Origin of the sequence: Serratia sp. AKBS12 (genome assembly GCF_024793895.1) — a bacterium.
Lineage (GTDB): Bacteria > Pseudomonadota > Gammaproteobacteria > Enterobacterales > Enterobacteriaceae > Serratia_F.
In genome coordinates, this window is sequence record NZ_JANUSB010000011.1 from 32,347 (window position 1) to 54,896 (window position 22,550).

23 protein-coding genes and 1 tRNA gene are annotated in these 22,550 nt (G+C 55.1%); 19 read left to right on the forward strand and 5 right to left on the reverse strand.

All coding sequences use genetic code 11. The features are described from left to right. Nucleotide 1 precedes the first annotated feature (1 nt). Genes NYE85_RS08760 through rbsK form a run of 6 tightly spaced genes read left to right on the forward strand, consistent with a single transcriptional unit; the run spans nt 2 to nt 6,086 of the window. Nucleotides 2–1,519: a sugar ABC transporter ATP-binding protein gene (locus tag NYE85_RS08760; RefSeq protein WP_259004356.1), complete on the forward strand. Its 1,518-nt coding sequence runs from the start codon at nt 2–4 to the stop codon at nt 1,517–1,519. Further along, the gene (locus NYE85_RS08765) at nt 1,512–2,498 is read left to right on the forward strand and encodes an ABC transporter permease (protein ID WP_259004357.1); all 987 of its coding nucleotides are present in this window, start codon (nt 1,512–1,514) and stop codon (nt 2,496–2,498) included. The genes NYE85_RS08760 and NYE85_RS08765 overlap by 8 nt, the downstream gene beginning before the upstream one ends. A 10-nt stretch (nt 2,499–2,508) precedes the next feature. Then, nucleotides 2,509–3,543 carry an ABC transporter permease gene (locus tag NYE85_RS08770; protein ID WP_259004358.1) on the forward strand — a complete coding sequence of 345 codons (1,035 nt, stop codon included), beginning with the start codon at nt 2,509–2,511 and terminating at the stop codon, nt 3,541–3,543. 26 nt (nt 3,544–3,569) lie between these two features. Then, the gene (gene alsE / locus NYE85_RS08775) at nt 3,570–4,241 is read left to right on the forward strand and encodes a D-allulose 6-phosphate 3-epimerase (protein ID WP_259004359.1); all 672 of its coding nucleotides are present in this window, start codon (nt 3,570–3,572) and stop codon (nt 4,239–4,241) included. Between the two features lie 10 nt (nt 4,242–4,251). Next, nucleotides 4,252–5,160: an allose kinase gene (alsK, locus tag NYE85_RS08780; RefSeq protein ID WP_259004360.1), complete on the forward strand. Its 909-nt coding sequence runs from the start codon at nt 4,252–4,254 to the stop codon at nt 5,158–5,160. Beyond that, the gene (rbsK, locus tag NYE85_RS08785) at nt 5,157–6,086 is read left to right on the forward strand and encodes a ribokinase (protein ID WP_259004361.1); all 930 of its coding nucleotides are present in this window, start codon (nt 5,157–5,159) and stop codon (nt 6,084–6,086) included. The genes alsK and rbsK overlap by 4 nt, the downstream gene beginning before the upstream one ends. A gap of 37 nt (nt 6,087–6,123) precedes the next feature. Here the strand turns inward: rbsK and NYE85_RS08790 are convergent, their stop codons facing one another. Beyond that, complete coding sequence (locus tag NYE85_RS08790) at nt 6,124–6,732, reverse strand: HD family hydrolase (RefSeq protein ID WP_259004362.1); 609 nt, start codon at nt 6,730–6,732, stop codon at nt 6,124–6,126. A gap of 194 nt (nt 6,733–6,926) precedes the next feature. Here NYE85_RS08790 and NYE85_RS08795 point away from each other — a divergent pair, with 194 nt between their 5' ends. After that, on the forward strand, nt 6,927–7,601 hold the full coding sequence (locus NYE85_RS08795; protein WP_259004363.1) for a hemolysin III family protein: 675 nt from the start codon (nt 6,927–6,929) through the stop codon (nt 7,599–7,601). Nucleotides 7,602–7,756: 155 nt separating this feature from the next. Continuing rightward, nucleotides 7,757–8,257 carry a DUF2165 family protein gene (locus NYE85_RS08800; RefSeq protein WP_259004364.1) on the forward strand — a complete coding sequence of 167 codons (501 nt, stop codon included), beginning with the start codon at nt 7,757–7,759 and terminating at the stop codon, nt 8,255–8,257. 55 nt (nt 8,258–8,312) lie between these two features. Here NYE85_RS08800 and ygfZ read toward each other — a convergent pair whose 3' ends face one another. Next, entirely contained in the window at nt 8,313–9,302 is a 990-nt protein-coding gene (ygfZ, locus tag NYE85_RS08805; protein WP_259004365.1) for a tRNA-modifying protein YgfZ, read from the reverse strand. 323 nt (nt 9,303–9,625) lie between these two features. Between ygfZ and sdhE the strand changes: the two genes are divergently transcribed. Genes sdhE through NYE85_RS08820 form a run of 3 tightly spaced genes read left to right on the forward strand, consistent with a single transcriptional unit; the run spans nt 9,626 to nt 10,432 of the window. Then, a complete protein-coding gene (sdhE, locus tag NYE85_RS08810; protein ID WP_259004366.1) occupies nt 9,626–9,892 on the forward strand; it encodes an FAD assembly factor SdhE in 267 nt (88 codons plus the stop codon). Then, nucleotides 9,873–10,298, forward strand: a complete 426-nt coding sequence (locus NYE85_RS08815) for a protein YgfX (protein WP_259004367.1) — start codon at nt 9,873–9,875, stop codon at nt 10,296–10,298. The genes sdhE and NYE85_RS08815 overlap by 20 nt, the downstream gene beginning before the upstream one ends. Then, on the forward strand, nt 10,298–10,432 hold the full coding sequence (locus NYE85_RS08820) for a hypothetical protein (RefSeq protein WP_259004368.1): 135 nt from the start codon (nt 10,298–10,300) through the stop codon (nt 10,430–10,432). Before NYE85_RS08815 ends, NYE85_RS08820 begins: the two co-directional genes overlap by 1 nt. Nucleotides 10,433–10,439: 7 nt before the next feature. On the opposite strand, the gene fldB is transcribed toward NYE85_RS08820, so the two are convergent. After that, the gene (fldB, locus tag NYE85_RS08825) at nt 10,440–10,958 is read right to left on the reverse strand and encodes a flavodoxin FldB (RefSeq protein ID WP_259004369.1); all 519 of its coding nucleotides are present in this window, start codon (nt 10,956–10,958) and stop codon (nt 10,440–10,442) included. Nucleotides 10,959–11,072: 114 nt separating this feature from the next. Between fldB and xerD the strand changes: the two genes are divergently transcribed. The 8 genes from xerD (at nt 11,073) to NYE85_RS08865 (ending at nt 20,112) form a co-directional block, all read left to right on the forward strand. Next, nucleotides 11,073–11,972: a site-specific tyrosine recombinase XerD gene (gene xerD, locus NYE85_RS08830; RefSeq protein ID WP_259004370.1), complete on the forward strand. Its 900-nt coding sequence runs from the start codon at nt 11,073–11,075 to the stop codon at nt 11,970–11,972. 26 nt (nt 11,973–11,998) lie between these two features. Beyond that, the gene (dsbC, locus tag NYE85_RS08835) at nt 11,999–12,715 is read left to right on the forward strand and encodes a bifunctional protein-disulfide isomerase/oxidoreductase DsbC (RefSeq protein ID WP_259004371.1); all 717 of its coding nucleotides are present in this window, start codon (nt 11,999–12,001) and stop codon (nt 12,713–12,715) included. Nucleotides 12,716–12,721: 6 nt separating this feature from the next. Next, nucleotides 12,722–14,455: a single-stranded-DNA-specific exonuclease RecJ gene (recJ, locus tag NYE85_RS08840; protein WP_259004372.1), complete on the forward strand. Its 1,734-nt coding sequence runs from the start codon at nt 12,722–12,724 to the stop codon at nt 14,453–14,455. 151 nt (nt 14,456–14,606) lie between these two features. After that, nucleotides 14,607–15,705 (forward strand): peptide chain release factor 2 gene (prfB, locus tag NYE85_RS08845; RefSeq protein ID WP_259004373.1). Its coding sequence is split into 2 segments (ribosomal slippage): nt 14,607–14,681 and nt 14,683–15,705, totalling 1,098 coding nucleotides; the frame shifts between segments, so codons are not numbered across the junction. A 9-nt stretch (nt 15,706–15,714) separates the two neighbouring features. Further along, complete coding sequence (lysS, locus tag NYE85_RS08850) at nt 15,715–17,232, forward strand: lysine--tRNA ligase (RefSeq protein WP_259004374.1); 1,518 nt, start codon at nt 15,715–15,717, stop codon at nt 17,230–17,232. Between the two features lie 153 nt (nt 17,233–17,385). Further along, a tRNA-Gly gene (locus tag NYE85_RS08855) sits at nt 17,386–17,459 on the forward strand. Between the two features lie 507 nt (nt 17,460–17,966). Beyond that, nucleotides 17,967–18,806 carry a DUF2971 domain-containing protein gene (locus tag NYE85_RS08860; protein ID WP_259004375.1) on the forward strand — a complete coding sequence of 280 codons (840 nt, stop codon included), beginning with the start codon at nt 17,967–17,969 and terminating at the stop codon, nt 18,804–18,806. Nucleotides 18,807–19,350: 544 nt separating this feature from the next. Beyond that, nucleotides 19,351–20,112, forward strand: coding sequence for a hypothetical protein (locus tag NYE85_RS08865; RefSeq protein ID WP_259004376.1), 762 nt, complete (start codon nt 19,351–19,353; stop codon nt 20,110–20,112). A gap of 368 nt (nt 20,113–20,480) precedes the next feature. Here the strand turns inward: NYE85_RS08865 and NYE85_RS08870 are convergent, their stop codons facing one another. Together NYE85_RS08870 and NYE85_RS08875 are read right to left on the reverse strand one after the other, a co-directional pair. After that, entirely contained in the window at nt 20,481–21,203 is a 723-nt protein-coding gene (locus tag NYE85_RS08870; protein WP_259004377.1) for a molecular chaperone, read from the reverse strand. Then, on the reverse strand, nt 21,200–22,549 hold the full coding sequence (locus NYE85_RS08875; protein WP_259004378.1) for a fimbrial protein: 1,350 nt from the start codon (nt 22,547–22,549) through the stop codon (nt 21,200–21,202). Before NYE85_RS08875 ends, NYE85_RS08870 begins: the two co-directional genes overlap by 4 nt. Between the last annotated feature and the right edge of the window lies 1 nt (nt 22,550).

Below are 22,550 nucleotides of genomic sequence, written 5' to 3' on the forward strand. Positions count from 1 at the left end.
AATGATGACCTCCGGGATGACGACGGCGCAGAATACTCCGCTGATAGCGCTGCAGCGACTGTCGATGACCTTTGGCGGTCAGCGCGCGTTGAACGATATTGATCTGACGTTGATGCCGGGCGAAGTGCACTGTCTGGCCGGCACCAACGGCTGCGGCAAGAGCACCCTGATTAAGGCGATCGCCGGCGTCTATCAGCCTGACGATGGCAGCCGTATCATCATCGGTGCTCAGACCTTCAGCCGACTGTCGCCTGAACAGGCGCGCGGATTCGGCATTCAGGTGATCTACCAGGATCTGTCGCTGTTTCCTAACCTGACGGTGGCGGAAAACATCGCCTTCGAGCACAACCTGCGCGGGCTGCTGGGCTGGTACCGCCCGGGGCGGCTGCGAAAAACCGCCGAGCGCCTGCTGAATGAACTGAATTTTAATCTGGATCTGGATAGCCGGGTGGCGGAACTGCCGATCGCCCAGCGTCAGCAGGTGGCGATTTGTCGCGCGTTGGTAGCGGACGCGCGGGTGGTTTTCATGGATGAACCCACCGCCTCGCTGACGCGCACCGAAGTGAATCAGCTGCTGCGGACGGTAAATTACCTGAAAGAAAAAGGGATCTGCGTGGTGTTCGTCAGCCACCGGTTGGATGAGGTATTGGAGATTTCGGATCGCGTCACGGTGATCCGCGACGGCAACAAGATCGGCACATGGCCTGCGGCGGAGATCACCGGCGCGCAACTGGCCGAACTGATGACCGGCCTGAAGCTGGATTACCAGCTCAAGGCACCGAGTTTGAACCCCGATCGGGTCATGCTGGAGGTGGAGCGTCTTAGCCGCAGCGGGCAATATCGCGACGTCAGTTTTCGTCTGCATCAGGGGGAAGTGCTTGGCCTGTGCGGGCTGCTCGGTTCTGGCCGTACCGAACTGGCGCTTAGCCTGTTCGGCATGACCCGGCCGGACAGCGGCAAAGTTTATCTCGACAGCAAGCCGGTGCGTTTCCGCAGCCATGAAGATGCGATCAAATCCGGCATCGGCTATGTCTCGGAGGATCGCCTTACGCTGGGGTTAGTGCTGCAGCAGTCAGTCGCGGACAACGCCGTATTGGCCATTCTCGACCAGCTGCGCGGGCGTTTTCATCTGATCGACGAATACCGCAAGAACCGGATAGTGGCCGAGTGGATCGACAAGCTCGGCGTGCGCGTGGCGGATCCGGCGCAGGCGATCTCGACGCTGTCGGGCGGCAATCAACAGAAAATTGTACTGGCCAAGTGGGTGCTGACCCAACCGAGGATCCTAATCCTTGACTCTCCCACCGTCGGTGTCGATGTTGGCGCCAAGGCCAGCATTTATCGGCTGATCCATCTGTTGGCGCAGGAAGGGATTGCGATCTTGCTGATTTCCGACGAGGTGCCGGAGGTGTATTACAACTGCGATCGAGTGCTGCACTTCAGCGGTGGCGGCGTGGTCGGCGAATACCTGCCGGGGCAGGTTAGCCAACAACAGCTTGCGGAGGCGATAAATGCGTAAATTCAGCCTGCGGCCGCGCGGTAACGAAGGCTATCTGGCCTGTGTGCTGCTGCTAACGGTCACGGTCTTTTCACTGCTCAGCGACCAGTTCATGACGGTACAGAACCTGCTTGATTTGAGCGAAAGTTATGCGGTCAGCGGTATTTTCGCGCTTGGCCTGTTCGTGGTGCTGGTGACCGGCGGTATCGACATTTCCTTCGCTGCCGTGGCTTCGGTGGTGCAGTACCTGATCGCTAGCCTGACGACCCACTACGGGCTGGTCAGCCCTGTCGGCAGCATTCTGCTGGCGCTGGCGATTGGCACTCTGCTGGGCATGGTCAATGCGCTGTTGATCTATTGCCTGCGCATCGTCTCGATTATCGTCACCATCAGCATGCAGGCGTTGTTGTTTGGCATGTTGATGTGGTTGACCAACGGTCGCAGCCTGTATGCGCTGCCGGAATGGTGGACGCTGCCGCGCAGCGTACTGCCGTTCCAATTGGCGGAGCAAGGCTACCAGATCGGTTTGCCGACGCTGGTGATGCTGGCGGCAGCGCTGCTGACCTGGCTGCTGTTGAACAAAACGCATCTCGGACGCCAGCTGTACGCCGTCGGCGGCGATCAGGAATCGGCACGGCGCATCGGCATTCGGGTGGGGCTGCTGCACCTGTTCGCTTACGGCTATCTGGGGGCGATGGCGGCGATCGGCGGTCTGGTGCAGGTCTACCGTATGGGGGAAGTGGTGCCCAACGCGCTGGTAGGCGGCGAACTGGACGTACTGGCGGCTGCGGTGCTGGGCGGCGCCAGCCTGAACGGCGGCAAGGGCAGCGTGGTCGGCACTCTGATGGGCGTGTTCCTGATTGGCGTGCTGAAAAACGGTCTCAACTTGATCGGCGTCTCCAACTACTTCATGAATATCGCGATCGGTCTGGTGATCGTCGTTGCCATTACCGTTACCCATCACAAGAAACGCAAAGAAACCGACGTTGGTTTCGCCTGAGGAGTCCCTGATGGTCAATAACCTGAAATTCCGCGCGGATGCTACCACCGTCGGCCTGTTTGTGCTGCTGTTGGCGGTAGTGCTGGCATTCAGCTTGCTGTTGCCGGGCCGCTTCTTCAGTGGCGCTACCTTCACCAGCGTCGCTTTCCAACTGCCCGAGCTGGGCCTGCTGACGTTGGCCATGTTCATCCCCATCCTCAGTGGGGGTCTGAATCTGTGCATTATCGCCACGGCTAATCTGACCAGCCTGCTGATGGCCTGGCTGTTTATCAGTTACTTGCCGCCTGATGCCGGGCTGGCACTGCAGGCGCTGTGGCTGGTGTTGGCGCTGGCGGCGGCGATGCTGTTGGCCGTATTGCTCGGCGCGGCAACTGGCGCACTGGTGGCCTACATCGGCGCGCACCCGATTTTGGTGACGCTGGCAACCATGACCATCGTTAACGGTATCGGCATCTATCTGACGCGCGGCGCGGCGCTGAGCGGCATGCCGGAAATCGTGCGTTTTATCGGGGCGGAAAGCGTTCTGGGAGTGCCTGTGCCACTGCTGATCTTTCTGCTGGCCGCCGTTTTACTGGCGCTGTTCCTGCAGAAAACCCGGCTCGGCAAATACATTTACATGAGCGGCAGCAATATCAACGCCACCCATTTCAGCGGGGTGAATACCCATCGAGTACTGATCGCCATCTATATGATTTCCAGCCTGTTATGCGTAATCGCTGGATTGATCATGATGGCGCGCTTCAATTCGGCGCGTATGGGCTATGGCGATTCCTACCTGCTGTTGACGGTGTTGGCGATCATTCTGGGCGGCACCGATCCGTTCGGCGGGTTCGGGCGGGTCAGCGGTGTGGTGCTGGCGTTGATCGTGCTGCAGGTGATCTCTACCGGTCTGAACCTGATGAACATCAGCCCCCATTTCAGCCTGGCGATGTGGGGCGCGGTATTGCTCATTGTGTTGGCGATTAAGTTTTTCCGTAACCACTACCGGCAGCGGCGGGCGGTGCGCCGCAGCGCGGCGAAAGCCAGGGCGGCGGTGGGCAGTTAATTTACCTCTTGTGCAGGATAACGCGAATGAAATACCAGATTTCACCTTCATTGATGTGCATGAACCTGATGGATATCAAACAGCAACTGGCGGTGCTGAACCGCCGTGCCGACATGCTGCATATCGATATTATGGATGGGCACTATGTTAAAAATATCACGCTGTCGCCGTTCTTTATCGAACAGATCCGCCCGCACACTCCGCTGGTGCTGGACGTGCATCTGATGGTGGAGAGCCCGACCGATTTTATCGAACCCATCGCCCGCGCAGGCGCAGACTTTATCTGCCCGCATGCCGAGACTATTAATCGCGACGCCTTCCGGGTAATCAACCAGATCCGTTCGCTGGGTAAAAAGGTCGGGGTAGTGTTGAATCCGGCCACCCCGGTGGAGTTTATCCGCCATTACATTCATCTGTTGGACAAGATCACCGTGATGACCGTCGATCCCGGCTATGCCGGCCAGCCGTTTATTCCGGAAATGCTGGAGAAGATCCGTCAACTCAGCGAACTGAAGCGGCAGCACAATTTCAGTTATCTGATCGAGATTGACGGATCCTGCAATCAGCGCACCTATCGTGATCTGATGAACGCCGGCGCCGAGGTATTGATCGTCGGCAGCTCTGGGCTGTTCAACCTCGATGCGGATCTGGATGCGGCATGGGACAAAATGCTGGATCAAATGCGGCAGGCAGCCTGAGCGGGAGAACATGATGCAGCATTTTATTGGCGTTGATGTGGGGGGCACCAATACCCGTCTGCAGTTGATGGATGACGCAGGCAGCTTTAGCGGTTACCGCAAAGTGGCGACTGCCAGCTGGGCACAGCGGTCAGATCCACTGGCGGCGCTGGCGGCGCTGATTGCCGAATGCCGGCAGGGGGGCTCGGTGGCGCAGGTGATGCTTGGGCTACCGGGTATCCTCAGCCGCGATCGCCGCAGGGTGCTGTCGCTGCCGTTTATTCCGGCGCTGGACCAGCGGCCGGTGGCTGAGTTGTTGACCGAACGGTTGGGGCTACCGGTGCAGATGGACAAGGACGTTAACCATCTGCTCTGGTGGGACCTGCAGCAGTTTCCGGTGCTGCCGCAGGTGGCGGCAGGACTGTATTTAGGGACCGGCATGGGCAACAGCCTGTGGCTGAACGATGATTTCTACCACGGTGCACACGGCGCCGCCGGAGAGCTGGGACATATTCCCTGGCCCGGCCATCAGGGCGATTGCCCGTGCGGCAAGCGGGGCTGCGTTGAAAGTCTGATATCCGGCCATTGGCTGACCGGCTGGGCACAGAGAAATGTGCCGCAAACGCCGTTTGCCCAGCTGTTTGAACGCCATGCTGAACATCCCGAACTGCAGCAATTTATCGAATGTTTGGCGCAAACCATCGCCATCGAGATGAATATTCTCGATCCGCAGCGGCTGATCCTCGGCGGCGGGGTGATCGCCATGAGCGGTTTTCCGTTGGCGTGGCTGGTGCGGGAAATCCGTCGCCATCTGCGTGGACCGCAACCGGCGCAAGGGCTGGCGATCTCCATCAGCCGCGTTACCGACGAAACCGGTAGCAAAGGCGCCTGCCTGGCCGCACGACGTTATTTTCAACTCACCGGAGAGCACCAACAATGAAAGGCAAGGTATGCGTATTCGGTTCGTTCAACCTGGATATCGTCGCCGGGATGGCGCGTTTCCCGCGGCCCGGGGAATCGCTGATCGCCCGTAACAGCATGATGGGGGCGGGCGGTAAAGGTGCCAACCAGGCAACCGCCGCGCTGCGCGCTGGCGCGCGGGTGCATTATATCGGCAAAGTGGGGCGCGATGATTTCGGCAGCTTTGCCCGGCGCCATCTCGACGGCGCCGGTTTTGACGCGGTGACGCTGTTTGCCACCGGCAAATGTCCGACCGGCAATGCGCTGATTTATGTCGCCGGCGAGGACGCGGAAAACATGATTGCGGTCGATCCTGGCGCCAACCTGACGGTCAGCGACGAAGAGGTGCGCCAATGTCGCCCGGCGATCGCCGCCGCCGATATTTTGTTGACCCAGTTGGAGAACAACCTGTCGGCTATCGAGCAGGTGATCGCCATCGCCCGCGAGGCGCAAACCTTCATCATCCTCAACCCGGCGCCGTTTCAACCCGTGCCGGACAGCCTGTTGGCGCAGGTCGACCTGTTGACGCCCAACGCCACCGAATGCTCGTTGCTGACCGGGGTACAGGTACGGGATCTGGCCTCGGCGCATGTGGCGGCCCAGGTATTGCATGCCAAGGGGATCCGGCGGTTGATCATTACGCTGGGCACGCAAGGGGCGCTATTCTCCAACGGTGAAAACAGCGAGCTGATCCCGGCATTCCCGGCGCAGCCTAAAGATACCACCGGCGCGGGCGATGCGTTTAACGGTGCGCTGGCGGCGCAGCTGGCGGGCAATAGGCCATTGAGCGAGGCGATACGATTTGCTGCGGCTTATGCGGCGGTATGTGTAGAGCGAGCCGGTGCGGCGGCATCTATGCCTAGCTATGAGGAGGCGCTGGCACGCCAGAGAAAACCGTTGTCGTAAGCAAGGAGGCTGCAGTAGTGGTGCTGCAGCCTGATGCTTACTTCAGCCAGCCTTTGCGCTGTGCTTCATGCAGATGGTGGGACAAATGCTGCCACAGTTCCGGGTAGACCTCGGCGATCATGGCATTGCGCGACAGCACCTGATCGAGGCTGATGCCGTTTTCAACCCAGCTCTGCCCCTGGTTATGCAGATTCATCAGCATTGGCATGGTGCGATCCAGCACCAGTGCAAAGCGTGCATCGGCGCTTTCGCCATCTTCATATTCCTGCCATAACGCGCTGAAATACTCACGTTGTGGTTCCGGCAGCAGACCAAACAGACGACGCGCTGCGGCGACTTCCTGATCGTGAATCGCGGCACGCGCGGCCAGATCGTAGACCAGCACGTCGCCGGCATCGATTTCGACGATGTCATGCAGCAGGGCCATCTGGATCACGCGTTGGATATCAACGCCTTCAGCGGCATAAGGCGCCAGGCTCATGGCGGCGATGGCGAAGTGCCAGCTGTGCTCGGCGGAGTTTTCCTGACGTTGGGTGCCCAGCACTTTGGTGCGGCGCTGAACGCTCTTGAGTTTATCGATTTCCATCAGGAACTGGATGACCTGAGTCATGGCGCCAAATTCTAACGCGGGTACGGCAGATGACATGATACAGCCTCGGTAGTCGGTGGGTTTAAAGCCGGATGATTGTAGATCACTCAACGACAGATTTCGACGTTTGTGCCTTGTTACACGCCCACACAGTTTTATTTTGGCGTACACTTGTACACTGGAATTATTCTCAGCTAAGCTGCGTTGTGGAAATTTCGAGCAATAGTGCCGGTATTGAGGGTTTGGTTGTTATGGGAAAAGCGGGTGGAGTTAAAGTCGGGGCCGACAAGTTGGCCAATGCGGCTTATCCGTGGGCGGAAGAGATCGCCAACAGTATCAGTCATGGGATTGGGTTGATTTTCGGCATTGTCGGTTTGGTGCTGCTGCTGGTGCAGGCGGTAGATACCGGCGCCGGGGCAACCGCCATCGCCAGTTACAGCCTGTACGGCGGCAGCATGATTCTGCTGTATCTGGCTTCTACGCTTTATCATGCCATACCACATCAAAAGGCCAAATACTGGCTGAAAAAGTTTGACCATTGTGCAATCTATCTGTTGATCGCCGGCACCTATACGCCGTTTTTACTGGTCGGGCTGGATTCGCCGCTGGCGCGTGGCCTGATGGCGGTAATCTGGGGCATGGCGCTATTTGGCGTGATCTTCAAGCTGGCGTTTGCCCACCGCTTCGAGGCGCTGTCGTTGGTGACCTATCTGACCATGGGCTGGCTGTCGCTGATCGTGATCTATCAGCTGGCTACGCGGCTGGATATCGGCGGCGTTACGCTGCTGGCCGTCGGTGGAGTGGTGTATAGCCTGGGGGTGATTTTTTATGCCTCCAAGCGCTGGCGCTTCGGCCATGCCATCTGGCACGCATTTGTGTTGGGCGGCAGCGTGTGCCACTTTATGGCGATTTATCTGTACGTCTAATCACTGGACGTTAATTCCATATTGAATAAGCGTTTCTTTTACGTTAGAAAGAAGCGCTTGTTTCTTTCGGGTATCCAACAAGTTCCTTTCTTCATTCCTGAGCCCGCAATATGCATCTTCGGATGTTTTTTTGTTTTCTTTCAGGACCTATCATTATGATTATTCGCTTATCCAAAGCGCTGCTTGTCTGCGCCATTGCTCTGTTCGCGTCATTAGTCGCCTTTGGTAATATCACCGATTACGGCTCTAATTTTGCCTTCGTACACCACGTATTTATGATGGATACCATCTTCCCTGACGCCACCATTACCTATCGCGCCATTGATACCCCGTGGATGCACCATGCCGGCTATATCGGCATCATTGCGCTGGAAACCTTAACGGCGCTGCTGTGCTGGATTGGCGGGGTGCGTTTACTGCGTGCTCTCAGACTGCCGGCGGCGACCTTTAATCATCGTAAGGCGTGGGCGGTAGCAGGCCTTACGTTGGGTTTTTTGACCTGGCAGGTGGCGTTTATGTCGATCGGCGGCGAATGGTTCGGCATGTGGATGTCAAAACAGTGGAATGGTGTGCCTGACGCCTTCCGTTTCTTTGTGACCATCCTGTTGGTGCTGATTTATCTGGTGCAGCGTGACGACGAGCTTCAGCAGCAGTAAATCACCTGGGGCTGGGGGTAAAAAAGGCGCAACCCGTTGCGCCTTTGGTGCCGAATCACTCTTCCGTTAGCGAGTACGGCAGCGGCATGATACCGAGCTCACCGCCGACGTCCTCGCGCAACCGCAGTTTGCTGTCCGCTGCCAGATCGTTATTCAACACCGCCTGCACCCATAGCGTACCGTCGGCCAATTGGCTGGCGGCCAGCACGGTGCCGGTACGGCGCCAGTTTTCCCCCAGTTGCAGTTCCAAATCGTCCGACGCGGCAGGCACCCGACTGCCTTTCCCTGCCAGCCAATACATGGCGCGCTTGTTGGCGCCACGGAACTTGGCGCGCGCCACCATTTCCTGGCCGGTATAACAGCCTTTGCTAAAACTGATGCCATCCAGCGCCTGCAGGTTGGTGGCCTGCGGAATCAGTTGCGCGCTGTTTGGCGCGTCGATAATCGGGTAGCCAGCTTCAATGTCCAGCGTCAGCCACTGCTGGCTGTCGTTCAATTGCGTCTGCTCTTGCAGCTTCGCGCAAAGCTGTTCGGCGACTGCGGCAGTGGTGACCAGCAAAAAGCGTTCCGCCGGCAGGCTGAAGTGCAACAGCGTGGTATCGCCGTCCTGCGCCACGGGATGCGCCGCGTCCGGCAATTGGCTGAATACCCCCGCCAGCGCCGCACGCGCCTGGAAACCGGCGACGCCCAGCAGCACCGCGTCGTTGTCCGCGCTAAAGGTCACTTTGGAAAATACCGCGTACTTTTTGATTTCTGCCAGTTGGTTGTCTGCCAGGCTACGGCGCTCCAGATAGGCGAAGCCTTCGCCACGCCGGAACAGACGCAGGTTGCTCCACATTTTACCTTTGGCATCGCAATGGCCGCACAGCACGTGCTGGTCAGCCGCCAACTGGTCGATGTCGGCGGTGACCTGCCCCTGGAGATACTTCACCGTGTCCGGGCCGTTCAGCGTCACCAGCGCCCAGTCTTCCAGCGATATCAGCGTAAGCGGCAGGTGAGACGAAGCGGAGGGTTGACGGGGTGGAAAAGGAATATTGAACGCCATGAGTAAGATCCTGATTAACGTTAAGCTTACCGAAAGGAGTATGCCCACCATGGTAAAAGAGGTGACCGGCTTTGCAAACAGTTATTGCTTGGCAGCGCTTTTTTTGACATTTAGCGCTTAATTGCGCTTTCCGCAGCAAACGTTCTTCCCGGCGAGTATGTCAAATTGTTACTCTATACGCTTACGGCTGACATTACCCTGACAAACTAATTGTTAACCGACGGAATTATATCGAGCATGCGTTGCCATACAGTGTAACAGGTGAACCCTATACTGGCATTGCCACGCCGAAGCCACGCAGAACAGAGGTTAGTCATAACAACATGGATATCAATAATAAAGCACGTATTCACTGGGCTTGCCGCCGCGGCATGCGCGAACTGGATATCTCGATCATGCCGTTTTTCGAATATGAGTACGATTCGTTGAGCGATGAAGACAAGGCGCTGTTTATCCGCCTGCTGGAATGTGACGATCCCGATTTATTTAACTGGCTGATGAATCATGGCGCTCCGCAGGACCACGAATTGCAGAGAATGGTGACCTTGATCCAGACGCGAAATAAAGACCGTGGCCCAGTGGCGATGTAATGTCCGTATCTCCTGGCGCACCCAGATCGTTTCGCTGTTGGCGCATGGCGCGCTGATACTGCTGATCCTGATTTCACCGTGGCCAGAAGGCTACGGCCCGCTGTGGCTGGTGCTGCTGACGCTGGTGGTGTTTGAATGCATCCGCAGCCAAAAGCGCATAGCCACGCGCCAGGGGGAGCTGCGAGTGCTGAGTGCACCGCGGCATGTAGTGTGGGACGACCAGGAATGGCGGGTTATCGGCCGGCCCTGGATGCTGCGCTTCGGAATTCTGTTTACGCTGGAACCGCTTGACGGGCAAAAACGACGCCGGCTGTGGCTGGCGTCTGACTGCATGAGCAAAACGGACTGGCGGCAACTGCGCCAGCGGTTGTCGTTCCCGCCGGGGGATGATAGCGAGGCGCCGTGATGAAACCGCCGATCTGGCTGGTAGAAGATCGGCCCAGCATTGCCGACACGCTGGTTTACACGCCAGCAACCGATGGATATTGTCGCAAGGAAGCGGACCGATCGTTTGGGCGCGGCGTGCCGCGCCCTGGTTGATTGCCGGTTACAGCAATGGCTCCATTTCCAGCAGGATCTGTTCGCACCACTGCTGCAGGCGGTCTTCGCTCATATCGTATTGATTTACTTCGTCCAATGCCAGGCCAACAAAGTGTTTGCCGTCGGCCGCCAGCGGTTTCGGGCTGGTAAATTCAAAGCCGTCGATGGGCCAGAAACCGATAAACTGCACGCCGAGCGGTTTGAGCTGGTCGTGCAGCATGCCTAGCGCATCGAGGAACCATTCGCCATAACCGAGTTGATCGCCCATGCCGTACATGGCGACAATCTTGCCTTGCAGATCCAGTTCAGCCAGCTGTGGCCAGATGGCTTCCCAGTCCTCCTGCAACTCGCCGAAATCCCAGGTGGGGATGCCGAGGATCAGCACGGAATAGTCTTCCATCAGTTTGGGCGAGACGTCTTTCAGGTTGTGCAGGTCGACCAGGTCTTCACCCAGAATCTCACGGATTTTTTCTGCCGCCATTTCGGTGTAGCAGGTGCTGGAGCCGTAAAACAGACCAATCTTCATGTGTTAACCGTTATGTTGCCGTTGGTAGTGCGTGGAATGGCAACGAGTGTACCAGATTTACGCTGGCTTAAGGCATAATGCCAACGGTGTAAACCGTAACAAAGAGAGGACCGGGTGCAACAACAGGCGAATGCGCTGATAGAGCAATTTTTGGATGCACTGTGGCTTGAACGCAATCTGGCGGAAAATACGCTGGCCTCTTATCGGCTGGATTTACAGGCGTTGGTCAACTGGCTGGCGCAGCACAATCGCGACTTGCTGCAGGCCGAGGCGCTGGATTTGCAGGCGTTCCTTGCCGAGCGGGTCGAGGGGGGTTACAAGGCCAGCAGTTCCGCCCGCCTGTTGAGCGCCATGCGTCGCCTGTTCCAATACCTGTACCGCGAAAAAATGCGCGCCGACGATCCCAGTGCGCTGCTGGCCTCGCCCAAACTGCCGCAGCGGCTGCCGAAGGATCTCAGCGAGGCGCAAATCGAGGCGCTATTGCAGGCGCCGTGCGTCGATCAGCCGCTGGAGCTGCGTGACAAGGCGATGCTGGAGGTGCTGTACGCTACCGGGCTGCGCGTTTCCGAACTGGTGGGGCTTTGCATTAGCGACGTCAGCCTGCGCCAGGGCGTGGTGCGAGTGATCGGTAAAGGCAACAAGGAACGGCTGGTGCCGCTGGGCGAGGAAGCCGTGTACTGGATCGAAAATTATCTGGAGCATGGCCGGCCATGGCTGGTCAATGGGCAGACGATCGACGTGCTGTTCCCCAGCCAGCGTTGTCAGCAAATGACGCGACAGACGTTCTGGCATCGTATCAAACACTATGCGATCCTAGCCGGCATCGATAGCGAACGCTTATCTCCGCACGTGTTGCGGCACGCATTCGCTACCCATTTGCTGAACCATGGGGCCGATCTTCGTGTCGTACAGATGTTACTGGGGCATAGCGATCTCTCTACCACTCAAATTTATACTCATGTAGCAACCGAACGACTGAAACAGCTACATCAACAGCATCACCCGCGCGCCTGACGCTCGGCTTCGAAAGGATTGGAACAATGAAAAAAGGTTTAATGCTGGTTTCGCTGCTGGTGGCCTCGGTGGCCGGCACGGCCCACGCCGATGACGCGGCAATCAAGAAAGCGCTGGCCAGCCTGGGCATTCAGCAGTCGGACGTACAGCCTTCCCCGGTTGCCGGTTTGAAAACCGTACTGACCGAAAGCGGTGTGCTGTACGTGTCCGAAGACGGCAAGCATATCCTGCAAGGCCCGCTGTACGACGTCAGTGGCAAAGAGCCGGTCAACGTCACCAACCAGCTGTTGGGCACCCAGTTGGCGGCATTGAAGGATCAGATGATCGTGTATAAAGCGCCGAAGGAAAAACACGTGATCACCGTGTTTACCGACATCACCTGCGGCTACTGCCACAAACTGCACCAGCAGATGAAAGAGTACAACGATCTGGGCATTACCGTGCGCTATCTGGCGTTCCCGCGCCAGGGACTGAATTCCCAGGCAGAAAAAGACATGCAGTCGATCTGGTGCACCGCCGACAAGGCCAAGGCATTTGATGCAGCGATGAAGGGCGACGCGGTTTCACCGGCCACCTGCAAGACCGATATCAGCCAGCATTATGCGCTCGGCGTGCAGTTCGGCATTCAGGGGACGCCGGCCATCATCCTGGAAAATGGCATGATGATCCCGGGCTATCAGGGGCCGAAAGAAATGGCCGCCATGCTGGACGCGCATCAGGCCGCAACCAAAGCCGGTGGTTAATCGCCGGTGAGTATCAAAACCCAATTACGCCGTCGCGAGACGGCGAATGACAGCCATCTTCCGGCCAATTTGCACCCGTTGCTGCGCCGACTTTACGCGCAGCGCGGCGTTCAGGGCGAACAGGAGCTGGAACGCAGCGTAAAAGGCATGCTGCCCTGGCAACAGCTGGGTGGCATCGACGCTGCGGTCGAGATTCTGCAACAGGCGCTGGCCGACGGCCGTCGCATCATGATCGTTGGCGATTTTGACGCCGACGGCGCGACCAGTACCGCATTGACGGTGCTGGCGCTGCGCAGCATGGGCGGCCACAACGTCCAGTATCTGGTACCGAACCGCTTTGAGGACGGCTACGGCCTGAGCCCGGAAGTGGTTGAGCAGGCGGCGGCCCGTGGCGCGCAACTGATCGTCACCGTGGACAACGGCATCTCCTCTCACGCCGGCGTCGAGTTAGCACACGCCAAGGGCATGCAGGTGCTGGTTACCGATCACCACCTGCCGGGAGAGACGCTGCCGGCAGCCGAAGCCATCGTCAACCCGAACCTGCGCGAATGCGCGTTCCCGTCGAAGTCGCTGGCCGGCGTCGGCGTGGCGTTTTATCTGATGCTGGCGTTGCGTGCGCGGCTGCGCGACAGTGGCTGGTTTGAACAGCGCATGATAGCGGTGCCGAATCTGGCCGAGCTGCTGGATCTGGTGGCGCTGGGTACGGTGGCCGACGTGGTACCGCTTGATGCCAATAACCGCATTCTGGTGTATCAGGGCCTGAACCGTATCCGTGCCGGCAAGTGCCGGCCCGGGGTGCGTGCGCTGCTGGAGGTGGCCAATCGCGATGCGCGCCAGCTGGCGGCCAACGACCTGGGCTTTGCCCTCGGCCCGCGGCTGAATGCCGCCGGTCGGCTGGATGATATGTCGATAGGCGTTGCACTGCTGTTGAGCGACGACATTGCGCAGGCGCGCATGTTGGCCAACGATCTGGACGCGCTCAACCAGACGCGTCGCGAGATCGAGCAGGGCATGCAGGTGGAAGCGCTGCAGCTGTGCGACCAGCTTGAGCGTACCAGCACCACGCTGCCGTACGGTTTGGCAATGTATCATCCCGAATGGCATCAGGGGGTGGTCGGCATATTGGCATCACGCATCAAAGAGCGTTTTCACCGGCCGGTGATTGCCTTTGCCCCGGCGGGGGAGGGTATTCTGAAAGGCTCCGGCCGGTCGATAGCCGGTCTGCACATGCGTGACGCGCTGGAGCGGCTGGATACCCTCAACCCCGGCCTGATGCTCAAGTTCGGCGGCCATGCGATGGCAGCCGGGCTGTCGCTGGAGGAAGCGCGGTTTGACGAGTTCCGCCAGCGTTTTGGCGACCTGGTGGGCGAATGGCTCGATCCCGCGATGCTGGAGGGGGTTATCTGGTCCGATGGCGAACTGGCGATGCAGGAGCTGACGCTGGAAACGGCGGAGCTATTGCGTGAAGGCGGCCCGTGGGGGCAGGCGTTCCCGGAGCCGACCTTCGACGGGCGGTTCCGTATTCTGCAACAGCGTCTGGTGGGTGAAAAACACCTGAAGCTGATGGTGGAGCCGCTTGGCGGCGGACCGCTGCTGGATGGTATTGCCTTCAACGTCGATACCACGCTGTGGCCCGACAGCAGCGTGCGCGAAGTGGAACTGGCCTACAAGCTCGACGTCAACGAGTTTCGCGGCAACCGCAGCGTCCAGCTGCTGATCCAGCATATCTGGCCCTACTGAGCCATTTGACCGGGGCGTGGCTACCGCGGCGCCCCGGCAACTTGCCAGAAAAACTGCCTAACTCGCTATAATCTGTTACCCAGATCCGCTAGAATTATCGGTTCCATGGCATCCCGCCATTGACGACATCTAACGTAAGAACGCTAAAACCATGTTTGAAATAAACCCGGTAAAAAACCGAATTCAGGACCTGTCCGAGCGGACTGCCGTTCTTAGGGGGTATCTTTGACTATGATGCCAAGAAAGAACGCTTAGAAGAAGTTAACGCCGAGCTGGAACAGCCGGACGTCTGGAACGAACCCGAACGTGCGCAGGCGCTGGGTAAGGAACGTTCCGCGCTCGAAGCCATCGTTGAAACCATCGACAACCTGACGCAGGGTGAAGAAGACGTCTCCGGTCTGCTTGAGCTGGCGGTGGAAGCCGACGACGAAGAAACCTTTAACGAGGCGGTGGTTGAGCTTGATCAACTGATCGCCAAACTGGAACAGCTAGAATTCCGTCGTATGTTCTCTGGTGAATACGACAGCGCGGATTGCTACCTGGACATCCAGGCCGGCTCCGGCGGTACCGAAGCGCAGGACTGGGCCAGCATGCTGCTGCGCATGTACTTGCGCTGGGCAGAGGCCAAAGGCTTCAAGACCGAAGTGATTGAAGAGTCCGACGGCGACGTCGCGGGCCTGAAATCAGCCACCATCAAGATTATCGGTGACTACGCGTTCGGCTGGTTGCGTACTGAAACCGGCGTTCATCGCCTGGTGCGCAAGAGCCCGTTCGACTCCGGCGGTCGCCGTCACACCTCGTTCAGTTCGGTGTTTGTCTACCCGGAAGTCGACGAAGATATCGATATCGACATCAACCCGGCGGATCTGCGTATCGACGTTTACCGCGCTTCAGGTGCGGGTGGTCAGCACGTCAACAAAACAGAGTCCGCGGTGCGTATTACCCACTTGCCGACCAACATCGTCGTGCAGTGCCAGAACGACCGTTCACAGCATAAGAACAAGGATCAGGCATTCAAACAGCTGCGAGCCAAGCTGTATGAATACGAGATGCAAAAGAAAAATGCTGACAAACAGGCGTTGGAAGACAACAAGTCCGATATCGGCTGGGGTAGCCAGATCCGTTCTTACGTACTGGATGATTCCCGTATCAAGGATTTGCGCACCAACGTTGAAACGCGTAACACGCAGGCCGTACTGGATGGCGACCTGGATAAATTCATTGAGGCAAGTTTGAAAGCCGGGTTATGAGGAACAGAAATGTCTGAGCAACAATCACAGGGCGCCGATCAGGCGTTGGATCTCAACAACGAGCTGCAGTCACGTCGCGAGAAGCTGGCTGCGCTGCGCGAGAACGGCATTGCGTTCCCGAATGATTTCCGTCGTGACACCACGTCCGACAAGCTGCACGCCGAGTACGACAGCAAGGAAAATGACGAGCTGGAAGCGCTGGGCGTAGAAGTGACCGTCGCTGGCCGCATGATGACCCGTCGTATCATGGGCAAGGCGTCGTTCGTTACGCTGCAGGACGTTGGCGGTCGCATTCAGCTGTACGTCGCGCGCGACGATCTGGCGGAAGGCGTTTACAACGAGCAGTTCAAAAAGTGGGATCTGGGCGATATCCTGGGCGCACGCGGCAAGCTGTTCAAAACCAAGACCGGCGAACTGTCGATCCACTGCACCGAACTGCGTCTGTTGACCAAAGCCCTGCGTCCGTTGCCGGACAAGTTCCACGGCCTGGCCGATCAGGAAACCCGCTATCGCCAGCGCTATCTTGATCTGATCGCCAACGAAGAGTCGCGCAATACCTTTAAAGTGCGTTCGCAGATCATGTCTGGCATTCGTAACTTTATGGTTGGCCGCGGCTTTATGGAAGTCGAAACGCCAATGATGCAGGTGATCCCGGGTGGTGCATCTGCCCGTCCGTTCATCACGCACCATAATGCGCTCGATATCGACATGTATCTGCGTATTGCGCCAGAGCTGTACCTCAAGCGCCTGGTGGTCGGCGGCTTTGAACGGGTGTTCGAAATCAACCGTAACTTCCGCAATGAGGGCGTTTCACCGCGTCACAACCCAGAGTTCACCATGATGGAACTCTACATGGCGTACGCGGATTACAAAGATCTGATCGAACTGACCGAATCGCTGTTCCGTACTCTGGCGCAAGACGTGCTGGGTAAAACCGCGGTGCAGTATGGCGATGAAGTGTTCGACTTCGGCAAGCCATTTGAAAAGCTGACCATGCGCGAAGCGATCAAAAAATATCGCCCGCAAACCGATCTGGCCGATCTGGATGACTTTGACAAGGCAAAAGCGATTGCCGAAGCCATTGGCATCAAGGTTGAGAAGAGCTGGGGTCTGGGCCGCGTAGTGACCGAAATTTTCGAGGAAACTGCCGAAAGCCACCTGATCCAGCCGACCTTCATTACCGAATATCCGGCCGAGGTTTCCCCGCTGGCGCGTCGTAACGACCAGAACCCGGAAATCACCGATCGCTTTGAATTCTTCATTGGTGGCCGTGAAATCGGTAACGGCTTCTCCGAGCTGAACGATGCGGAAGACCAGGCTCAGCGCTTTGCCGACCAGGTTGCGGCGAAGGACGCAGGTGACGACGAAGCCATGTTCTACGATGAGGACTACGTGACGTCGCTGGAGCACGGCCTGCCGCCAACCGCTGGCCTTGGCATCGGTATCGACCGCATGGTGATGCTGTTTACCAACAGCCATACCATCCGTGACGTGATCCTGTTCCCGGCAATGCGCCCGACCAAATAAGATCCACGCCACTTAAAAACCGGTGCAGGCTACTGTGCCGGTTTTTTATCACCAGCGTCTGCGGCGAACTAACTGCTTAAAACATCAGCAGTTATATGCGAACTCCGCTTGCCCGCTGGCGATAACCGGTTATAATGCCAGTCGCACACCGTTGCGGGTGTAGTTCAATGGTAGAACGGCAGCTTCCCAAGCTGCATACGAGGGTTCGATTCCCTTCACCCGCTCCAATCCTTTCTGTTAGTACCTTCTCGGTAAAAATCAGCAAGTTAAGAAGTGGTTGAATGTTCAGGTACCTACAAAGGTATCCCAAGGAATTACCCATCGCTGTTGTGGCTTGGTGTGTGGTTCTGGGAGCATATCAAACCGCTGGCAGTAGTTCTACGCCTCAAACTGCGACAGATGAACTTGAACGGCGATGCCACACCAACGGCTTTAAACTCTCCCAAAACATAGTACATCGCAGCATTCAGCCCCGATGCCCTTTACAGGGATAAACAGGCTAAAGTGATACGCACCGGTAGCGAAAGATCCGGCTCTATCTCCGGCCGGCCCACGGTTCCTTTAGAGGATGCACGGGCGACCTGTGCGCTATGAAAACCCGATGATGTCGCTGACGCTCCGCTGCTTAGGTATCACTAACCGGGGCTTTATGGCTAGTATTGCCCCTCCGAAAAATAATGCTGATATGTTACATTAAAAAATCGATTAGACGACAGTTAACTTCTGAGGGCACTATGGATATTCCTTTCCCATTTGTTTACAAGTTTTCAGCGTTAAATATAAACTCTTTGTCAGCTTTATCTGAGGGGAAAGCATGGTTCTCTAAACTCTCTGATTTTAATGATCCTTTTGAAGGACAATTTATTGTAACTCCACCGGACTTAAAGAGAGAGCGTGAAAAATTTTTTGAGCACATGACTAAGAATATACCAAGCTACCCCTTAACAATATCGCCAGCTGAGGTTGTACGGAAAAGGTACTTTGATTCGCCAGATGAATTCGAAAGTTTTGTGAATAAATTAGTAATTGAAACCCATCATAAATTCTATGAAAGCTATTTAAATATAGGGGCATATTGTCTAGCAAGTGATATACCTGGGGTTGATGCATCACATGTTAGTAATGTTATGATGTGGTCGCACTATGCTGATGGTATGAAAGGGTTTTGTATAAAATACAATCCAAACAAACTTATAGCATCGTTAAATGAAAGTAACGACGAAAAGTTTTACTGGGCAAAGATTGAATACCAAGATGACAAACACACCGTGGACTATTACGATTTAGTAGACACATCAAAACACGCGACAATTAGAGCCATTCAAACAAAACATACGGGCTGGGAGTATGAGTATGAATGTCGGTTGCTCGTTAATAACCCCGGGCTTTATAAATACTCACATGACGCTATTGAGTGTATTTACATCGGCAGTAAAATGCCTGCTCCGCACCAAAAAATATTACTTGATATATGTTCGGTTAACCTGCCGGATGTGGATGTCTTTAATGTAAGAACACATGGTAAAGCTTACGCTGTTGAGTTGGGACGATATCAAAAATATAATTCAGAGTGAGAGTTTATTCTCTTTCGTATATTCTATGAGCATAGAGATTTTATTATACCCATGCGAGGGTGTCCCTCCACCGACTCACGCCCACCAGTCCCCCGTACCCCTCTGTTATACGCGTGCCGAACGCAGGGAGGGGTAGGCTAACCCATTCCTCATACCTATAACGTCCTGTGCCGATTCCTGCGACCTCTTATCCATTCATTGCCGAGCATTTTTAACGCCGCTGCGTGCCTTATAGCTTGCAGGGAGAGGGTAAGTCGGTATCATTTGAGTATTGGAGTGACCTTCTCGAAGGCGATAATAATTTTCAAGGGCAAAAGTGGTTTGCGGTAGCTTGCAATAACCTTAATCTCGTTGTGCCAGCATCAATGATCAAAACTCTGCAAGCATTTCAGGACGAAACAAAGTCAAGCAACCCGAGCCGAACCCTTGAACGTCATGATGAGTTACTGTCGTTGCTGCTTATCAAGATGAGGAGCGACCTTAATATTTCAACTAGCGGTGAGTCCGCTTCGATGTTTCGATTATGGGTACCTGGGAAATCATTATGACACAGCCAACTTTTAGAAGGGTTCAAAAAAGAAATCCTTATCAATTAGTCGTTGATCAACATATCCACGCAGCGCATTGCCTAAAAAAGTTTGCCGGTGAAAAAGGTTTGTTGAACGTTTTTGATAAATCAATCTCTCAATGGGTGCAGAGAAAGCCAGATGCCGCGATTTTTTGTGCAAAAAGAGCTTGGGATCAACGCGCTGAAAAAGGTTATATGACCAGTATAGAAACCGCATTTTTTGAGGTGATCGATAGTATTGATACCACCATCATAAATAGAAATCATGACGCTATAACTCGTTATTTCCATTTGTGGCGTCTTAGAGGCTCTGCAAGAGATGAAGAGAAAAAAGATTTGCTACTTAATGGTGTTATAGGAGGGGAGTTAACTATTGATGAACAAGAGATTGTGGAAAGCAAGCATGCAATATTTATTGCAGAAGGAGGAGGACTTCCGTATCACTTCGCTAAAGGTATTGAGGTACAAATGATGATCGATAAGGCTAGCCATTTCATGAAACCAATAAGATGGGGATTATGGACGGCTGCTAGGGGAGAGTTTTTAGTTGCTGATTACTATCCTGAAGATAGTGATGGTTTAACGCCTTTTATTCCGGTGTCTCCTCAGCATGTGTTCTTTGCTAATGCTCCCGATACTAAGATCAATGTTCACAAAGTGCGTGAGTTGAATCGTATTTCAGTTGCATCTTCAAAGAACTATTACTTTTGCCGAAGTCTCGAAAACTGTCCGCTTTAAGGGGAGGCATTGTAAGGAAATTGTAGTCCTTCCTACAAAACCCTCCTACAATGCGTCGAGTTTTTGTTAATAAATCCATAGGATTACGAGATCATTGGAGCGGGGGTGATTTCCCTTCACCCGCTCCAATTTCTACCTATAAATCAACCATTTGATTTATAATCGCCTTCAGCAAAATGATTCCCATCGACTGCTTTCTACCCCATTGAACTACACTCGCCGCTGTCACTGTTTGCTGTGTGGTCGATCTGGGGGTATTTCAAACCGTTGGCGGTCGCTCTACACTGGGATTGGTGTATGTGCTGTTAAAGCAAATCGATTGAATTATTGTTCAATGCCCCCTGCACCGGCTAAAAACTGTTTCTGGATCAGCGGGTAATCGGCACTGTTTTTTCCTGAACGCCACCTGCATCATTAAGATACTGAAATTTGACTTGGCTGGATGTATTGCTCGGCGGCGCGGCACTGAAGCGATACCGACGTGAACTGAATGGGCCAATCATCATATCGGGTTGTTTTTCCACCGCGTACTGGTTGCCAGCTGCCACCAGGGCAACCGAAGTCAAGGAAACATGAAGCGGCCCGGGGTTCTGGCATTCGATATAACTACCGTCTGGCTCAACCCGAATCCGAAAAATCAGTTTATCAGCCACTTCACTGAGGGTCGCCCTGATACCCGCAGGCCGGAAGAAGAGTTTTAACTGTGTGTTCATGGTCAGCGTGACTTTGGTGTTGTCATTTGGTATGTGAGTGGTTGGTGGAATTTCATACAAATTTAACCAGAATAACGTTTCTCGATCGGCAGGCATCGGATCCCTGTTATATACAATTTTTATCCCCTGCGTTCTTTCAGGTTGCAGACGAAAAACAGCCGGCAGTACCACAAAGGGAGCTTCCGTGGTATCAGGATCCCCGGCGCCCTTGTCCACCCAGCTCTGAACGATAATCGGATACCTGTTAGTGTTGACCAGCATCAGGGTTTTTTCACGCTGATGTGCTTCATAAACAACCCGCGTGGAGGCCGGCATAATGCCGGCTTCTGCTGACAGGGCCACTATCAGTGACAGTAGGTTGATTAAAATAAACTTCATTGCATTTTTACCAGTACCGAAGCTGTGGCATGGACTTTGCCTGGCGTGACTGTCTGGCCATCCAGTTTCTTTAAAGTGGCAATAAAATTATAGGTGTAATAAGTATAACCGCTGATAGACGTTCCTTCAGGCGTGGCTCCTTTTTTCACCGGATACCAGCCCGCCGCGTTGCCACCAGGCGTGAGTGTTGCGATCCCAGGCTGACCAATAAGAGTCATTGGAATACCGGAATCACCGCTGTAGGACAGGAATATACCCACGCCTTTGGCTATTCCAGGCGAAAAATAGTTATCAGACAATAGGGCTCTGACGCCGCCATTAGCATTCACTAGCCCCATAGACAGCGCAGCGCTGTAGGCGCCCTCTGATACCTGAAACCCCAACGCTGTCTGAGTATCTGCCACGCCTGATGTTGCCGAATTATTGCATTCCACCCTGACGGTAAAGTTTGCGTTACTGCTGTTGCCAGCTTCCAGCTCCGCCACTGTCACGGTGGGCAGCATGACCACCGGTCTGGCATTGCGGGCGACGCAGGTTGGATTGGCGTAGAGTTTATTTGCCACCCGCATCCCATATCCGAAGCCGTTATCAGCTCCCCAGAACAGAAATCGAGTTGCACTGTCCTCCCCGGGTTTATCATGAGCAAAAAGAATGGAGACAGATGCGTCACCGGCGAGCTGAATATAGGCGTTGGGTTGTATACAGCTATAAATACGGCCCGTTGAACTGGCATAGCCAATCCCTGCGCCATCACTATTATTATTACCGCAATAAGCCGACCTTGCACCGGTCGCTGGTAATGTACTTATCCGGTAAAGTTCCGCTTGTAGTGGTGGAATATCCTGGAGACGAATCTGTATTTTTCCGTTTCCTGTCGTCGCATAAGATGATACAGGAATTTTTTTCCAGTAGCGTGTCAAGGTGACGCCGGCCATTGTCTGTTTCAGACCAACATAAGCAAACCAGGTGGCGTACACGTCGGTTAATCCGTCAGGCGCGCCGATATCATAAAATCCACCTACGCGATCGTCACCATTAGTGGCTACCAGGAAATAGATCCCAGGCAAGTCAGCGGCGTCACATTCCCACAGCACAGAGGAGCCACTTGCGCCACCGGTGGTATAGTTTGTTGGTGGAACAATAACAGTGGAAATATGTGAGCCTGGAGGTAAAAAATATGCATCTGTGAGGTTGATTTTACCGAAGGGAATAATAGCGGTATAACCGTCCTCAGTCTGTGGAACGCTTGTTTTTGTACAGGCAGCGTAAGCTGACAGTGATAAGACGGTTAAGATCAGAATCATGCAGGATTTTAAGATCTGTGATAACAATTTTATACGGAGCATT

Bases quoted from the DNA above. Each gene is read 5' to 3' on its own strand.
- NYE85_RS08760 (WP_259004356.1), top strand. From the start codon at position 2: ATGATGACCTCCGGGATGACGACGGCGCAGAATACTCCGCTGATAGCG.
- NYE85_RS08765 (WP_259004357.1), top strand. From the start codon at position 1,512: ATGCGTAAATTCAGCCTGCGGCCGCGCGGTAACGAAGGCTATCTGGCC.
- NYE85_RS08770 (WP_259004358.1), top strand. From the start codon at position 2,509: ATGGTCAATAACCTGAAATTCCGCGCGGATGCTACCACCGTCGGCCTG.
- alsE (WP_259004359.1), top strand. From the start codon at position 3,570: ATGAAATACCAGATTTCACCTTCATTGATGTGCATGAACCTGATGGAT.
- alsK (WP_259004360.1), top strand. From the start codon at position 4,252: ATGATGCAGCATTTTATTGGCGTTGATGTGGGGGGCACCAATACCCGT.
- rbsK (WP_259004361.1), top strand. From the start codon at position 5,157: ATGAAAGGCAAGGTATGCGTATTCGGTTCGTTCAACCTGGATATCGTC.
- NYE85_RS08790 (WP_259004362.1), bottom strand. From the start codon at position 6,732: ATGTCATCTGCCGTACCCGCGTTAGAATTTGGCGCCATGACTCAGGTC.
- NYE85_RS08795 (WP_259004363.1), top strand. From the start codon at position 6,927: ATGGGAAAAGCGGGTGGAGTTAAAGTCGGGGCCGACAAGTTGGCCAAT.
- NYE85_RS08800 (WP_259004364.1), top strand. From the start codon at position 7,757: ATGATTATTCGCTTATCCAAAGCGCTGCTTGTCTGCGCCATTGCTCTG.
- ygfZ (WP_259004365.1), bottom strand. From the start codon at position 9,302: ATGGCGTTCAATATTCCTTTTCCACCCCGTCAACCCTCCGCTTCGTCT.
- sdhE (WP_259004366.1), top strand. From the start codon at position 9,626: ATGGATATCAATAATAAAGCACGTATTCACTGGGCTTGCCGCCGCGGC.
- NYE85_RS08820 (WP_259004368.1), top strand. From the start codon at position 10,298: ATGAAACCGCCGATCTGGCTGGTAGAAGATCGGCCCAGCATTGCCGAC.
- fldB (WP_259004369.1), bottom strand. From the start codon at position 10,958: ATGAAGATTGGTCTGTTTTACGGCTCCAGCACCTGCTACACCGAAATG.
- dsbC (WP_259004371.1), top strand. From the start codon at position 11,999: ATGAAAAAAGGTTTAATGCTGGTTTCGCTGCTGGTGGCCTCGGTGGCC.
- lysS (WP_259004374.1), top strand. From the start codon at position 15,715: ATGTCTGAGCAACAATCACAGGGCGCCGATCAGGCGTTGGATCTCAAC.
- NYE85_RS08860 (WP_259004375.1), top strand. From the start codon at position 17,967: ATGGATATTCCTTTCCCATTTGTTTACAAGTTTTCAGCGTTAAATATA.
- NYE85_RS08865 (WP_259004376.1), top strand. From the start codon at position 19,351: ATGACACAGCCAACTTTTAGAAGGGTTCAAAAAAGAAATCCTTATCAA.
- NYE85_RS08870 (WP_259004377.1), bottom strand. From the start codon at position 21,203: ATGAAGTTTATTTTAATCAACCTACTGTCACTGATAGTGGCCCTGTCA.
- NYE85_RS08875 (WP_259004378.1), bottom strand. From the start codon at position 22,549: ATGCTCCGTATAAAATTGTTATCACAGATCTTAAAATCCTGCATGATT.